Consider the following 15,800-nt stretch of genomic DNA (forward strand, 5'->3'; position numbering starts at 1 on the left):
GGAAATAATATGAGGCAAGAAATCATAACAGACCTGGGTTACAGTAAAGAATTCGCAAATAAAATTATTCGTGTACAAAAGGCAGAGGATATCATTGATAGTTTAGAGCAAATTACCATAATTTTAAATGAAGATAATACTAAAAAGCTCTCGCAGAAGGATATTGAATCAATCCTTAATGGCTGCTCCAGATGTTCTACAAGAGCTCAAAGGGTGGCCCAGTATTTAGAGAGTGCTCTCAGTTCTTCTGCCAATTTTACCAGAGAGCAAATAATCACTCTGTTCAGTAGCATTGAATCAGATGCCGCTTTGAGGATTATCATTAACAACTATGAGGAACTTACTGGCGGTAATACTGTACCAAAATTTAGCTTTGAGAATATTATAGCAATGGGTAAGGGATTAGAACCTTACAATACACTTAAATTATTTCAAAAAAATAGCGTTCGATTACTTCAACTATATAGTCCAGATGCGCTTGTTAATGATTTATTAAATCCACAACTCTCAGGCATCCCCATGCCTGACCGTATAGTTGATTTGTTAACACAGGCACCTACGCCTTCGCGGGCTAGACAATTTGGTGCGCAATCAGAGCCACAGCAAACCTTACCTCCAGGTAATAATCGTTACCACCCCTATGCTGGTATAACCAGGAGACCACAATCAGCTCCCACCCGGCAGCCGATTAATTTTTATCCAGCAGTACCAGCTTATCATCCTCAGACGCCTATTCTAACCCGAGTAGCAAACCCTGCTGTTTCTATTGCGCCTCAAAACTATCAACGTCGAGTACGAGCGATGATGCTCTGGCCGCACTCCCAACCGCAAGATGTAACTCAAGCCCTACCCAGGTTTTATCTCCAGGCAGCTAGCCCTGCTGAACCCCATATGCCGGCTCGGCAAGTTAACCTGCCTGTTTCTGTACCGACGCCAGTTCCAGCAACAACAGTAAGCGGGAACAGAGTAGGCTTTTTTAATGAAAAGCCAGCCGTTCAAACTGTTCCTCCAATTCAACTTCCATCAATAAGCACTCTTTTGAAGGAAGTAGATAGTAAAATAGCGCCGAGATATTTAAATAACCCAGTACAGAGGTCTATTTTCCAAGGACCAGAGCTTAGACCAGAAATGGCACCCGTAAAATCACCACAACAGAACATTGGGCTGTAAGGCTTGATGGATCAACCCGTTTTTCTATACAGATTGGGCATATTTTATCTCCTGATGAGTTAATGCCCAATCGACGGGAAAAACCCGCATTGTTATTTATATTTAACTTAGGAACTACATACGGGTAGCGCGGCCTCTGCAAGCGGGGTTTCATGAATTACTGGCAATCGCACGTCCGACATGATTCCAAACTCGCTTAATGCCCTGGCTTGCTGTCCAAAACCTGTTTCCTGCTTTTTACAGCTTTCGATAATCTTGTTAATTGCCAACGCCGTAATCATAATCGCTGAAATAATGGTGCCGGCTGTTGCGCCTGCCGAAAGAATTGTGCCGGCAATCGTGACTGCGAAAATGGCCAGACCAGCCAACAATAACAAGCTGCCAGCAAACAAACCGGCCTTGTTTATTCTTCGTTGTTCAAAACCACGTTGATTTGCAAGCACAGCAAGCTTATTAACTGCTGCCATATCAGAAGGATCTTTAATGACATCGCAAGCAGCGTCGATACTTTCCTTTAGCTTGTTAATGCGATCTATGGATATCTTTTCCTGCCGAAGCAGATCAATTGCCAAATCTTCTCCCGTTATCAATACCGCCAACCCCTGCTGACGCATCAAATCATTATCTGGTTTAACCACTTGGTTTCTCAGCGTTGCAAGTGAAAGGGATAATTCATTAACCACTGGGATTTGAAGATCCGTGTTTTGAGCTACAAGCTGATTAAGGATTTTCTCACGTTGCTTAATGGGCGACTCATCAATCTCTGCCCAATCGTTAGCGCAGGTTTTTAATTTTACCGCCTTAAACAGATCAGTCATTGACTCAAAATACAGTGTTTTTTCAATATGACTGTCGGAAAAATGGTAAAGCTGACCGCCACCGACAGCAAGGCTTAAAATTTCAGCGCCCAAAGTAAAAATATGGGTTATCAGGTTTGCGCCATGCGTTGCAACGGCATCAGCGATAGCCACCCCAAACAGGATAGTTGATACCAGAATATGGATTAATGCATAACTGGTATTTTCAGTATTACGCTTTCGCCGTTTATAATCGCTTTTTTCTACCAACTCTTCCAGTTTATAAACTTCAGGCAAATTCCCGGGTTGTTCCAGTACTTTGGCCGTTTGTTTAAAGCATGTGATCAGTTTTTTCATGCGCTCCGGCTGTGCTTTTTTGCTTTGCAAAATTTCCAGCACCAAATCCTGACTGGCCAGAAAAGCATTTTGAGCAGCTGTATTGAGCACTTCATTATTACGGGCTCGATTAACCTGTAACGCAAATTCGTTCAGTGCATTTAGTAAACTTTCACACTGATTGAGTGTGCTTTGGCGATGCTTCATTTTTTTAAAATTCTCATAGGCAATCAGAATATCCTGGCATAGATAAACTGTCTGCCCTGCTTCAGAAACAGATGGTTCAGGCAATAGCGCTTTCAAGGTTTTACCGCAGGTGGATTGCTGAGCGCTTAACAGAAAATGATGAACCTCATTGTCAGAGATAAAATTGTATGTTGCCAACCTGCTGCGCTGAAAAGTCGAACCAAACACAAATGTTCGGGCCGCATTCACTGAATTGATGACTTTATCAGTACCAACAGCAAGATAGTGTTTCCAACCCGAGGTGTAGCGTTGTTTTTCGTAATCGCCAATAAATGCAAGCTCATGCAGCTGAGCGATTGCTTTATCGTTTTCAGGGCTTGTCAGAATCTCGTTAACAAGTGTTATACATTGAACTAATTTTTCACCTCGCCGATGTGTTTTAGCATGATGGTAATTCCTGAAAATATCTACACTGAGAACACATAATTTATTAAGCAAGGGCTGCGCGGACAAAACAAGCCTTGATTGTTCCGGCGCTGAGAGCTTTTGGTTAAGTAATCGCAACCGGGCGGCTAACTGGTATCGGATATCACCGGATTTTAAAGTTTGAGTTCGTAAACAAAGTTGTTTAATAAGCAACGATGAATCTTGGCGTAACAGCATTGAAATCAAATCCTTTTTACGAAACAGGAGCAATTTTGCCATTATACTAGAACAGTCTTAATAAAATATTAACATAAAATGCGTGCAGGGTAGTTGCCCCTTGTGCCGGACAATTTTTTTGTATTACATGTAGGTTGGGTCAATCAAAAACCCAACCTGCAAAATTCACCGCAACCTAAATATCCTTACTGGTCTTCAACCCTCTGATTGGCACATCGACATTATAAATATAATGCTCAATAATTTCTCGGGCCTGTTCTTTTGACAGCGGTTTGGTAATAGCTCCTTCCATCTCATAAATATCACAATCATATTTCACAACATCCGCTTCATAACCAGTGAGGGCAATAATTGGAACATGATATTCCGTTTCTTTTTCCATTTGCCTGATGCGCTTGGAAACAACATAACCTGAAGTATCAACCAGACTAATATCCATAAACACAATATCGTATTTTCCAGGTTTAAACAGGGCGAAGACTTTATCACTGCTATCAGCCACATCAACCTGACAATCCAGTTGCAACAGTAAAGCCTGGCTTGCCTTTTGGGCAAGCAGATTATCCTCTACCAGCAACACTTTAGGGGGCGCTTCACGAACGATCCCCGGTGTTATCGCTGCATTAACCTTTTTCTGCACCTGCAACTGCTCTTTTAACCCCTCGACTTCCTCTTCCAGTCTTTTATGGGCAGTAATATCATCCAGAATAACCACTAAGCCAATGACATTATGTTCTTTTCCAAATAAGGGAGTACGGGTTGATCTGAAATAGATAATCTCGCCATCCTCTCCTACAATCGGCGCTTCATCTTCGGTTGCAACCTGCTCACCGCCAACCAGGACAGCTATATCTTTTTCTTTTAATAGTTCAATGCGCTCGTGCGACCAATGCAATGAAGACTCAAGTGTTTTATAAAGTTTACCATTTGCCTGGGAAATGTCGGTTATACCTAACATGGCAAGCATATTATTGTTACACCCGACCAAGGTACAATCCTTATCCAATATATAAACCAGATGAGGCATACAATCGATAATATCCTGAAAATATTGCGACAGGTTAAAAGACTCATCCTGTGTTTCTAACTGTTCTAACCTGAACATCATTTGCTCCAATTTGGATTAGCCGCATTGAAAGTATAGTACATTTATCAGATTTTTCTTGGACTTAGCCAGGCAAAACGAAGTGAAACCCTGCCTATGAACCTACACCCAGACTATTACCATTGCACAGGACAATTTTTTGTATTACGTGCAGGTTGGGTCGTTTGACCCAACATCATCAGTCTTCAATCACTTCTCAAGCCTGGAACGCTTGTTGAAAATCTTGTTGGGTCAAACGACCCAACCCACAAAACACTCTACAGTAGAGAAATTGTCAACACCAGACCCTAATAAAAAATGCTAAAAAAATACACTCCAAAATTTAATCAACTTTAAAAATATGCTATAATGCCGGCCTTAATTTTTGAGGAAATAACATGTCGCGTGAAATCATAACAGGACTGGGTTACAGTGGAGGTTTCGCAGATAGAGTCAGCCGTTTAAAAAATGTTGCTGATATCATTGAAAGTTTAAAGCAAATTAAAGTAATTTTAACTGAAGATGGGACTAAAAGGCTATCGCATAAGGATATTGAATCAATCTTCAAGTACTGCTCCAAGTACTCTGATCGAGCGCAAAGGCTGGCTACACATTTAAAAATGGCCCTGATGTCTCCTGCCAATTTTACCACACAGCAAATAATAACCATGTTCCGCAGCATTAATTCAGATGACACGTTGAAGGAACTCATTGAAAGCTATATTGATTTAACTGCTGGCAATAGTCCGTTTGCACCAAAATTTACCTTTGAGCATCTTATCAAAATCGGCGAGGGAACAAAATCTGCCAAAGCACTTGCCATGCTACGTGTTCAAAGAGCTCAATTACTTCACCATTATAACCCGGATGATCTTGTTAAATACCTGTCAAACGCACGTGGACGAAATTCCACGATGCTGAAAAGCCTGACTAATTTGTTACTTAACCTCGGACAATCTCTTGGCGAATGGCAAACTTCGCAGTTTGAGCAATCGGCTGCGCAATCAGGGCCGCAGGAAACAGGACCAGACACAGGAGTTGCTTTTCCGCAGCATAGTCATCCACAATTAACTTCGACTCAACCTGCTACACTGCGAACCTTTCCTCTAATCCATGGCAATTATCGCCAGCAACCCTATATTCCTGTAACTATGATACCAGGCTCAGCGCCCCCACAGGTGAATTACTCTACAGCAGTAACAGCTTATCTCCAGAGTACTATTTTAATTCCATTAGAAAACTCTGCTTTTTCTGTGGTATCTCAAAACTATCAGCGTGTAGTGCCAGCGCCAGCATACTGGCCGCGTCCCCAACCGCACTATGTAACTCAAATCCCACCCACTTTTACCCTCCAGGCTGCTTGCCCAGCTGAGCCTCAAACTTTACCAGGTAATTACTATTTTACAGAACAAAGTTATCAGGCTCTAATACCGGCTCCGCAAGTTAACCGCCCTGTTTCTGTACCGCCGCCAGTTCCGGCAGCAACTGCGAGCAGCTACAGAGCGGGCTTTTTTAATGTACGGCAAACAACCGATCACACCGCTCCCAAAACTGTACTTCCATCAATAAACAATCTTGTCGAAGTTGCAGATGGTAACAAACTACCTAGTGTATCTACGGAGACAGGTTCAGACACTTCAGTACGGAAGTTTTTCTTCAAAGGACCAGAGATTAGACCAGAAATGGTGTCCGTAAAAACACCACAACAGAATATTTAGCAAGGTTATTCTGCACCAAAATCAATGTTGGGCTTTACAGCCCAACATTGATTTAGTTTAGGTTGGGCTGTAAAGCCCACACTCCTTTTATTTCTTTTTCTTCTTCGGCAGATACAAATCAGTAATCGTTCCTTCAAACGCCTCTGCTGATTGCGCAATAGTCTCCGATAATGTCGGATGGGCGTGGATTGTTAATGCGATATCTTCCACATCACAGCCCATTTCAATCGCCAATGTTGTTTCAGCTATTAAATCGCCTGCGTTGACGCCAACAATACCAGCACCTAAAATACGGTCAGTTTCCGGACAGAACAACAATTTTGTCATTCCTTCCTCTCGTCCCATACTTAACGCTCTGCCGCTTGCAGCCCATGGGAATACGGCTTTTTCGTAATTGATGCCTTTTTCTTTCGCTTCTTTTTCGGTTAAACCTGTCCAGGCTAATTCCGGATCGGTATAAGCAACGCTTGGAATGCACTTGGGATCAAAATAATGTTTCATCCCGGCAATAACTTCTGCAGCAACCTTACCTTCAGGTATCGCTTTATGAGCAAGCATCGGTTGGCCAATCACATCACCAATAGCAAAAATGTGCGGAACATTGGTGCGCAGTTGTTTATCAACCGCGATAAAACCGCGTTCATCGACTTTAATGCCTGCTTTTTCCGCTGAGATTACGCCGCCATTTGGCTTTCTGCCAACTGCAACCAGAACCTGCTGGAAACATAATGGTTTATCGGTACCATGCTGGCCTTCCATACTGACATAAATTCCATCTTTCCTGGCTTCAACAGCAGTAACCTTGGTTTTAAGCAGGAAATTAATGCCTTTTTTGACCATTTTTTTCTGCAATACATTCACCAAATCAGCGTCTGCTCCTGGAATCAACTGATCCATAAATTCAACAACAGTAACCTTTACGCCCAGAGCAGAATAGACAGTCGCCATCTCCAGGCCAATGATGCCGCCGCCAAGAACCAGTAAATCGCCTTTGATATCAGCCAGTTCCAGTGCTCCTGTCGAACTGAAAATACGAGGATCTTCCGGAATAAAGGGCAATTTTACCGATTCGCTGCCAACGGCAATAATCGCATGCTCAAAGTCAATTACCGTCGTTTCACCGTTGCCTTCGACAGTTATCTGATGAGTACCGCTAAAGCGGCCATAACCGTTAACAACTTCTACTTTGCGTTGCTTGGCCAAAGCTTTTAAACCGCCAGTTAATTTACCAACGACCGAATTTTTCCATTTAACCATTTTGCTGTTATCAAAAGCCGGCTTGCCATACGCAACACCCTGTTCTTCCAGCTCATGAGCTTCATCAACCACTTTGGCAATATGCAATAACGCTTTTGATGGAATACAACCAACATTCAGGCACACACCACCCAAGGTCTCATAACGTTCAACACAAACGACGCTTTTTCCCAAATCAGCAGCACGAAACGCAGCTGTATAACCGCCAGGACCACTACCCAACACCACCACTTCTGTTTTAATATTTTTGGTCATTTATTTACTCTCAACAATTAACTTCCAACTTACAATAAGATACGCCGTATATCAGCCAGCGACTCTGCCAGATACCGGGTAAAGCGAGCTGCCTCTGCACCATCAATTACACGATGATCATAGGAAAGCGATAACGGCAGCATCAGGCGCGGTTTAAATTCACCCTGATCAAAAACAGGCTTTATTGCGGAGCGGGACAAGCCAAGGATAGCCACTTCAGGACTATTTACTATCGGAGTAAATGCTGTGCCTCCAATACCGCCCAGGCTTGAGATCGTAAAGCATCCACCGCTCATCTCTGCCGGCGACAAGCCTTTATCGCGCGCTTTTTTGCTTAGATTTGCCATTTCGATTGCAATATCTTTTACCGACAGCGCGTCTACCCCTTTAATCACTGGTACGACCAGGCCATTGGGTGTCTCTGCCGCAATACCAATGTTATAATATTGCTTATAAACCAGGTTTTCACCGCTGGCATCAAGCGATGCGTTAAATTGCGGAAACACGGTCAGCGCCTTGTATACCACTTTGGTTACAAAAGCAAGAATTGTTAGTTTGTACCCTTCACGTGAAGCCGCTTCAGACTCAGCCTTGCGGAATGCTTCAAGTTCAGTAATATCAGCCTCATCAAACTGGGTAACGTGCGGAATGGTTATCCAGGAGCGATGGACATTTGCCCCTGTTAACCGTTTGATTTTATTTAACGGTCGAGTTTCAACTGTTCCAAATTTACTAAAGTCAATGACAGGATTTTGTGGAAGAGCCAAACCTTGTCCGGACGGTTTTTCGGCGAGGCGCTTTTTAACATATTGCTGAACGTCTTCTCTGGTAATCCGGTTTTTACGGCCAGTACCCGCAAGCTCGCTCAGATTAACACCTAGTTCCCTTGCCATACGTCTGACCGCAGGACCTGCTGAAATCAGCGTTGAATCAATGGCTGGCGGGGGCAAATCTTCAGCAGCAGGGCTGGCTGCTTCCGGTTTTGCCGGCTCAGCCTCAGCTGCAGTCTTATCAGCGGGCGGCGTAACAGTGGTTTGCTGCGGTTCCTGAGAAGCCTTTTCAGCAGTCATCACCAGAATGAGCGAACCTTGCGAAACTTTATCGCCGATTTTCAGGGCAACACGCTCTACGACACCTGCCTCAGGTGAAGGAATATCCATAGTTGCCTTATCGCCCTCAAGCGTAATTAAAGCCTGATCTTTTTCAATTCGATCACCCTCTTTTACCATGATTTCAATCACATCAACATCACTCGCACCGCCGATATCCGGAATAACAACATCCATTTTTTCCGTTTTTGATACCGGAGCGGCTTTGGGCTGTTCTTCTGCTTTTACTGTTTCGGCCTTGCTTTCTTCTCGTACCGTTTCAGCTTTTTCTTCTTTACTTGCCAAACCATTCGCCAATAAAGTGACAATAGCGTCGCCCTCGGAAACTTTATCGCCAATTTTGACTAATATTTTTCCGACCTGCCCAGCTTCCGGGGAAGGTATTTCCATGCTGGCTTTATCAGATTCAAGGGTAATTAAAGGGGTATCGACCTCAATGTTATCCCCCTCTTTAACCAGAATTTCAATAACATCTACCCCGCTGGCACCGCCAATATCAGGAATTTTAATTTTTATTTCATCGGCCATAATAATCCTCAGCAAATCAGGTGGTTAGTGATGAGCGGGATCCGCTTTGTCACCATTTATCCCATAACGATTCTGCGCATCTTTTAATACTGACTTCGCGAGATCACCTTGTTGTACCAGCGTATCCAGGGCAGCGAGCACAATGAATTTGGCATCCACTTCAAAGAAATGCCGCAATTGTTCACGGGTATCGCTGCGGCCATAGCCATCTGTACCCAATACCGTGTATGTGCCTGGAACAAAGGGTCTTATCTGGTCAGCATACAGACGCATATAGTCCGTAGCCGCAATTATCGGTCCTTTGCAATCTTTAAGCTGCTCATAAACATAACTTTGATGCGGTTTGGCATCAGGATTCATACGATTATGACGTTCAGCAGCAAGACCATCGCGGCGAAGCTCGGTAAAGCTGGTAACACTCCAGATATCCGAAGTAACTCCAAAATCTTCTTTCAGCATGGCAGCAGCCTTGATAACCTCACGCAGTATTGTGCCGCTACCGAGCAATTGCACATGGTGCTTTGCCTTCTTGCCAGCCGTTTGCAAGCGATAAATTCCTTTCAATATCCCTTCTTCCACGCCTTCTGGCATATCTGGATGGGTATAGTTTTCATTCATCACTGTAATATAATAAAAAATGTTTTCCTGATTAGCATACATGCGCTTAAGGCCATCCTGCATAATTACAGCCAACTCATAGGCATAGGTTGGATCGTAGCAAACGCAGTTAGGTATAGTCGAAGCCAGAATATGGCTGTGGCCATCCTGATGTTGTAATCCTTCACCAGCCAGTGTTGTTCTTCCGGCAGTTCCGCCTAACAGGAACCCTCTTGCCTGCATATCGCCTGCAGCCCAGGCTAAATCGCCAATCCGTTGAAAACCAAACATGGAATAATAAATATAGAATGGAATCATCGGATAATTATTGGTGCTATACGAGGTAGCCGCTGCTATCCAGGAACAAAAAGCGCCTGCCTCGTTAATACCTTCTTCAAGGATTTGGCCGTCACGCGCTTCGCGGTAATACATGACCTGTTCATGGTCAACTGGTGTATATAGCTGTCCTACTGGCGAGTAAATACCAATTTGACGGAATAATCCTTCCATACCAAAAGTCCGGCACTCATCAGGCACTATCGGAACAATGCGCTGGCCAAGAGCTTTATCTTTTAACAAAACAGATAATATTCTGACAAACGCCATGGTGGTTGAAATTTCTCGATCGCCTGTCGATTTGGTCACCGCTGAAAAAGCGTCTAAATCAGGAATCTCCAGCTTTTCGCAAGCGGTAGTACGGTTTGGCAAATAACCGCCCAGATTTTCCCGTTGTTTACGGATATACTGAATTTCCGGGCTGTCATCAGATGGGCGGTAAAATGGAATTTCAGTAATTTGATCGTCGCTAATGGGAATATTGAAGCGATCGCGGAACGCGCGTAATTGCTCAATCGTCATTTTCTTTTGCTGGTGAGTAATATTCTGTCCCTCGCCTGCAGCTCCCATGCCATAGCCTTTAATTGTTTTGGCCAGAATCACAGTTGGACTGCCTTTATGTTCAACCGCTTGAGCATAGGCGGCATACACTTTTTGCGGATCGTGGCCGCCGCGGTTAAGGCGCCAGATATCGTCATCTGACATATTCTCAACCATTTTCTTCAGTTCAGGATACTGCCCAAAAAAATGTTCGCGGACATAAGCGCCATTATTGGCTTTATAGGCCTGATAATCGCCATCGAGACATTCTTCCATTCGTTTTTGCATAATGCCGCTTTTGTCTCTGGCAAATAAAGAATCCCAGCGGCCGCCCCATACAACCTTAATAACATTCCAGCCAGCGCCGTGGAAAACACTTTCCAGTTCCTGAATAATCTTGCCGTTTCCCCTGACTGGACCATCAAGACGCTGTAGGTTACAGTTGACAACAAAAATAAGATTGTCGAGTTTTTCCCGTGCCGCTATAGATAACGCACCCAGTGATTCAGGCTCATCCATCTCGCCATCACCCAGAAAAACCCAAACCTTTCTGCCTTCAGCTTTAATTAAGCCGCGGTTTTCCATGTATTTTATAAAACGGGCCTGATAAATCGCCTGCAGCGGCCCTAATCCCATAGAAACAGTCGGGAATTGCCAAAAATCAGGCATTAACCAGGGGTGAGGATAGGAAGACAAACCGCCGCCGCCAACCTCTTGACGGAAATGGCTTAATTGCTGTTCAGATAATCGACCTTCAAGGAAAGCCCGGGCATAAATACCAGGAGAAGAATGTCCCTGAATATAGAGCATATCAGCGCCCTGCTTGCCATTAGCGCCTTTGAAAAAGTAATTAAAGCCAACCTCGTACAAAGTCGAGGATGAAGCATAAGAAGCAATATGACCGCCAAGTTCAGGCGCATATTTTCCTGCACGCAATACCATAGCAACGGCATTCCATCGAATCAGCGCACTGATGCGCTTTCCTACGCCTTCATCAGGCGGCATCTGCTTCTCTTCGTGCACTCTGATTGAGTTGCGGTAGGGAGTATTCAGCGCGCTTTTCAGGTTTACCCCTTCAGAATTGGCATAATTAATCAGCTCCTGCAGAATATAACCAGCTCTTTCGCCGCCATCACTTTGTACTATTGCATGTAAGGCATCCAACCATTCACGTGTTTCAACAGGATCAATATCTTTATAATCTTCATTCGACATGCATGTGTCCTCTTAAATCCGAACTGTTAATTTAGCTTTAGCATACAGGAGCAACCATTAAGCTCTTATGAACTACTCCGCCACACGATTGCATGCAGACCTGGTAATCGGCAGGGCAACTGCATGTTGTTTTCCGGCATTGTAGTGGATCACGATAAGATTGCAATTGACGGGCGATAACCTCGCCTTTAACTGTACGCTCATGTACATATTCACTGTAATTTACCGCGGCTTTCCGATTTGCATGAATAGTGCATAAAGCACAGCTGTTACGGCATGTTTTATGGCATGCCTCCGCTTTTTTCTGACAGCTGGCCTGACACTGTTTAAATTCCGTTCTTGCCGCCCCAACCAGCAGGGGTTGATTGCATGAGATTAATTGCAAACAGCAAACAGAAAATAAAAAAATACGCGACAAGATATTTAATTTCATATGATTACCCGGTTACGCAAATGAATTACATCCATGCAGCCAACGTAAATAAAGCCACAAAGACCAGATATACGATTAATGCCTGCTCAACCATGGTTTGAGCATATGGCAATGAAACGACTTGCTCTTCCTGAGTCCGTGCAGCAAGCAAACCGCCCGCGCTCAGCAGCATTTCATTATTATCGGGGCTGGATAGAAACATCTTGCGATAATAATCAAATCCTTGTTGAAAATTTCCCACCAGCAGGTAAAACATCAGGGTCACTCTTGCAGATATCCAGTCTAACAGGCCGGAAACGCGTTTTGCAGCGATTGCAGTATACTCATGCCCTCTGGCGACATAAAGCAACCGGTAAAAAAGCGCTCCGGGAGCTCCCGCTACGATAAACCATAAAATCACTGCAAAAAGTTGATTATTTGCAATCACAAAGTAATTTCCAGCAGCCAGCTCACTATTAAGATCATCGCCAAGCGGCTTTACCGGATAAAAAATATTTTGCGGGCCAAGGCATAAATAAAATATGACTAGATTAATAACAAAAACTATAACGCCATAAAGAACGGAGGATAGTAAGCATACCAGCAGACATACTATCAGGCTCGGAACCACAGCCAGGAGAACCAGGGCGAGATAGGAACTGGCGCTGAGCAGCTTTTGCGGCAATATCTGGTTCATACGGTCAAAAAAGTGATTAAACCATAGCTCGCGCTTGTTTGAAGCAGCGTGAACCAGATAACGCTCACTTAATAAACAAAGTACAATGGCAAATAGCTTCATAGTTAATCCTTTCGCATCTTATCGGATAAAGCAATTGGTGTCGGGTACTTTAATACTACCAGATATGAAGAAACAATAAATGTTAAAATTGTTGTCGCCTGGATAAGGTTTGATGCCGCTTCAGAAATAATTTTCGAGTTCAGTGCAATACTTGCAACCAGCAGCGAGAATTCACTGGCCTGTCCCAAACGCAAACCGACTTCCTTTGCAACGCCTTTTTTCTCGCCGGAACGCGTCAGCAGGTGTTGGAACAACCAGGGCTTAATAACCAGCATTAACGCTGACAGCAGACAAGCCGGAATAACAACCTGGGCAGCAAAACCAAAGTTGAACGTTGCGCCTATTGAAAAGAAAAACATAACCAGAAAAAAATCCCGTAACGGTTTGAGGCTTTCAGCTATGTATAATGAGATAGGACTTGATGCCAGGGCAACACCGGCGACAAACGCGCCAATGTCTTGCGACAGGCCTATGCATTCAGCGAGTACAGAAAGCCCAAGACACCAGCCGATAGACAACAAGAATACATATTCCTGGGTACGGTCGAATCGAGCCAGCAGCTTAACCAGAACATACCGTTCAACCAAAAAGGCAACCAGCGTCAGTAAAGGCAACGTAACGCTTACCATAATAAAATCATTAAATGAAAACGCCCCGCCTACCTGAGCGCCATTAATCAAAATAAGTACGATAATCGCAATTACGTCCTGCATCAATAATACGCTAATCATCACCTCACCGGTATGCTGATGGTGAAGAATGGTTGTGGGCAATAATTTCAAACCAATAATCGTACTTGAAAACATCATGGCAGCGCCTAAAACGCACGCTTCCATAGGGCTCAAGCCAAACCAGATTCCTACAAAATAGGCGATTAAAGCAAAAAAGACCGAGCTAACCACTGCAATCCAGGTAATCTTACGCAACATATGCACCAGATTCTGTGGTTGCAGATGCAAGCCTAACAGGAACAGCAGAAACACGATCCCCATATCGCCGACCTGCTGTACCATGGTTATATCGGGCACAAGGCCAAATCCCCACGGGCCAAGTGCGGCTCCGAGCAGAATATAAGCTACGAGCAATGATTGTCTGGTATACAGTACCAGCGTGGAAAAAATTGCTGCGCCAGCAAAAATCAGGAATATTGTGTAAAAAACTGAGCCAGTATGCATAAACCAGTGTTTCCCAAACTAAAAATAGAGTAGCGGCTTTTAATTTACCGTAGAATAACACAGTTTATGCCATACCCAATCAATTAATCGCTAATTTTTCTACGTTCTGACTTAACCCGACAAGAAGCTTGCGCACGCGTTACAATCAATAGACAAGGGTTGCTCAAGCTGTTAACATTTTTGGTTTACTTGCATTTACGGGCAAAATATAAATGGCAAACATTCGAAATAAATCTGGCGCCTCCCCTTTAACTGGATCTGCCATTGTTCCCTGGATAGTATGGGGTTTGGGTTGTCTTTTTTATTTTTATGAATGCCTGCTTCAGGTATCGCCAAGCGTCATGAGCAATGAGTTAATGCGCGATTTTTCAGTCACGAGTCATACGCTAGGTATTTTATCAGGCGTTTACTTCTATTCCTATGCTGCAATGCAATTGCCAGGCGGGGTGCTAATGGACTATTTCGGCCCGCAACGCCTGTTGACGCTGGCAACGCTGATCTGTTCGGTCAGCACTATGGCCTTCGGCTTGACTGACAGCTTTTACACCGCGTGCCTTGCCAGATTAATGATTGGTTTCGGATCTGCCTTTGCTGCCGTCGGCAGTATGAAATTGGCCGCCAATTGGTTCCCAGCCAACAAATTTGCGTTATTGACCGGACTAATGGTCACTATTGGCATGTTAGGCGCAATCGGCGGCGAAGCGCCTCTGGCGATGCTGGTTGACCATTATGGCTGGCGCCAAAGCATGATAATTATGGGCGCCGCGGGAATTTTTCTTGCCATGTTAATATTGGTAGTTGTCAAAGACGCTCCCAATAACGAAACCCCAGCAGCACGCGACGATGAAGACGAACCACTGTTCACCAGTCTGCTGGCGCTAATCAAGAACAGGCAGCTCTGGCTTGTTGCCGTTTATGGCGGTCTTATGTATATGGCCACACCCGTTTTTTGCGGCTTATGGGGGGTGCCATTTCTGATGTACAAAATGAGCCTGGCAAAAGCAGTAGCTGCTAATTATATCTCGCTGATTTTTGTTGGCTGGGCAATTGCCAGCCCGTTATGGGGTATTTTTTCAAACCGGATAGGACGGCGCAAACCACCGCTGTATATCGGAAGCATTGGCACTCTGCTAATGAGTTTTTCATTTATCTTCCTGCCGATTAAATCAGGTTTGCTGATGCAGATCCTGCTATTCAGTTTCGGTATTTTTTCAGCCGCATTCTTACCTGCCTTTGCGGTTGCTAAAGAAATCTGTAACAAACGTTATGTCGCAACCGGTCTGAGCTTCATGAATATGATGAACATGATTGGTATTGCCATAGCACAACCGCTTGTTGGCTTTATTCTTGACCAAATGTGGCAAGGAGAAATCGTCAACAAGGTTCGGGTATATCCTATAGAAGCTTATCATTCAGCGTTGGCAATATTGCCTATTGGTATTTTGATTTCTTTACTTATTTTACCGAAGATTAAGGAAACGTATTGTCATAATGTCAACTAGATGATAGGTGTGAAACATTCGACTCCTGACGCAGGTTGGGCTAAACGAAGTGCAGCCCAACAATCGATGCCAGATAAGGAATGTTGGGCTTTACAGCCCAACCTACATTAAAAAGGGAAAC

11 protein-coding genes are annotated in these 15,800 nt (G+C 44.1%); 3 read left to right on the top strand and 8 right to left on the bottom strand.

The annotated features are described in order from the left end of the window. Positions 1 to 9: 9 nt before the first annotated feature. Positions 10 to 1,170, top strand: a complete 1,161-nt coding sequence (locus ACFORL_RS01245; RefSeq protein WP_382340311.1) for a hypothetical protein — start codon at positions 10 to 12, stop codon at positions 1,168 to 1,170. Between the two features lie 107 nt (positions 1,171 to 1,277). Here ACFORL_RS01245 and ACFORL_RS01250 read toward each other — a convergent pair whose 3' ends face one another. Both ACFORL_RS01250 and ACFORL_RS01255 read right to left on the bottom strand, forming a co-directional pair. Beyond that, positions 1,278 to 3,152, bottom strand: coding sequence for a hypothetical protein (locus ACFORL_RS01250; protein ID WP_382340313.1), 1,875 nt, complete (start codon positions 3,150 to 3,152; stop codon positions 1,278 to 1,280). A gap of 175 nt (positions 3,153 to 3,327) precedes the next feature. Next, entirely contained in the window at positions 3,328 to 4,260 is a 933-nt protein-coding gene (locus ACFORL_RS01255) for a response regulator (protein ID WP_382340315.1), read from the bottom strand. A 374-nt stretch (positions 4,261 to 4,634) separates the two neighbouring features. Here ACFORL_RS01255 and ACFORL_RS01260 point away from each other — a divergent pair, with 374 nt between their 5' ends. Further along, a complete protein-coding gene (locus ACFORL_RS01260) occupies positions 4,635 to 5,954 on the top strand; it encodes a hypothetical protein (protein ID WP_382340317.1) in 1,320 nt (439 codons plus the stop codon). A gap of 87 nt (positions 5,955 to 6,041) precedes the next feature. Here ACFORL_RS01260 and lpdA read toward each other — a convergent pair whose 3' ends face one another. Genes lpdA through ACFORL_RS01290 form a run of 6 tightly spaced genes read right to left on the bottom strand, consistent with a single transcriptional unit; the run spans position 6,042 to position 14,177 of the window. Further along, positions 6,042 to 7,466, bottom strand: coding sequence for a dihydrolipoyl dehydrogenase (gene lpdA / locus ACFORL_RS01265; RefSeq protein ID WP_382340319.1), 1,425 nt, complete (start codon positions 7,464 to 7,466; stop codon positions 6,042 to 6,044). A gap of 29 nt (positions 7,467 to 7,495) precedes the next feature. Beyond that, entirely contained in the window at positions 7,496 to 9,103 is a 1,608-nt protein-coding gene (gene aceF / locus ACFORL_RS01270; protein WP_382340321.1) for a dihydrolipoyllysine-residue acetyltransferase, read from the bottom strand. Positions 9,104 to 9,127: 24 nt separating this feature from the next. After that, a complete protein-coding gene (gene aceE, locus ACFORL_RS01275) occupies positions 9,128 to 11,791 on the bottom strand; it encodes a pyruvate dehydrogenase (acetyl-transferring), homodimeric type (RefSeq protein WP_382340324.1) in 2,664 nt (887 codons plus the stop codon). 37 nt (positions 11,792 to 11,828) lie between these two features. Beyond that, positions 11,829 to 12,224: an acyltransferase gene (locus tag ACFORL_RS01280; RefSeq protein ID WP_382340326.1), complete on the bottom strand. Its 396-nt coding sequence runs from the start codon at positions 12,222 to 12,224 to the stop codon at positions 11,829 to 11,831. A gap of 25 nt (positions 12,225 to 12,249) precedes the next feature. Further along, positions 12,250 to 13,002 (bottom strand): hypothetical protein, encoded by a 753-nt coding sequence (locus ACFORL_RS01285; protein ID WP_382340328.1) that lies wholly within the window; start codon positions 13,000 to 13,002, stop codon positions 12,250 to 12,252. 2 nt (positions 13,003 to 13,004) lie between these two features. After that, positions 13,005 to 14,177, bottom strand: coding sequence for a cation:proton antiporter (locus ACFORL_RS01290; protein ID WP_382340330.1), 1,173 nt, complete (start codon positions 14,175 to 14,177; stop codon positions 13,005 to 13,007). Between the two features lie 212 nt (positions 14,178 to 14,389). Here ACFORL_RS01290 and ACFORL_RS01295 point away from each other — a divergent pair, with 212 nt between their 5' ends. Next, a complete protein-coding gene (locus tag ACFORL_RS01295) occupies positions 14,390 to 15,679 on the top strand; it encodes an MFS transporter (protein WP_382340331.1) in 1,290 nt (429 codons plus the stop codon). The last annotated feature ends 121 nt before the right edge of the window (positions 15,680 to 15,800 follow it).

The organism is Legionella dresdenensis (assembly GCF_042649825.1).
Classification (GTDB): Bacteria; Pseudomonadota; Gammaproteobacteria; order Legionellales; family Legionellaceae; genus Legionella_C; species Legionella_C dresdenensis.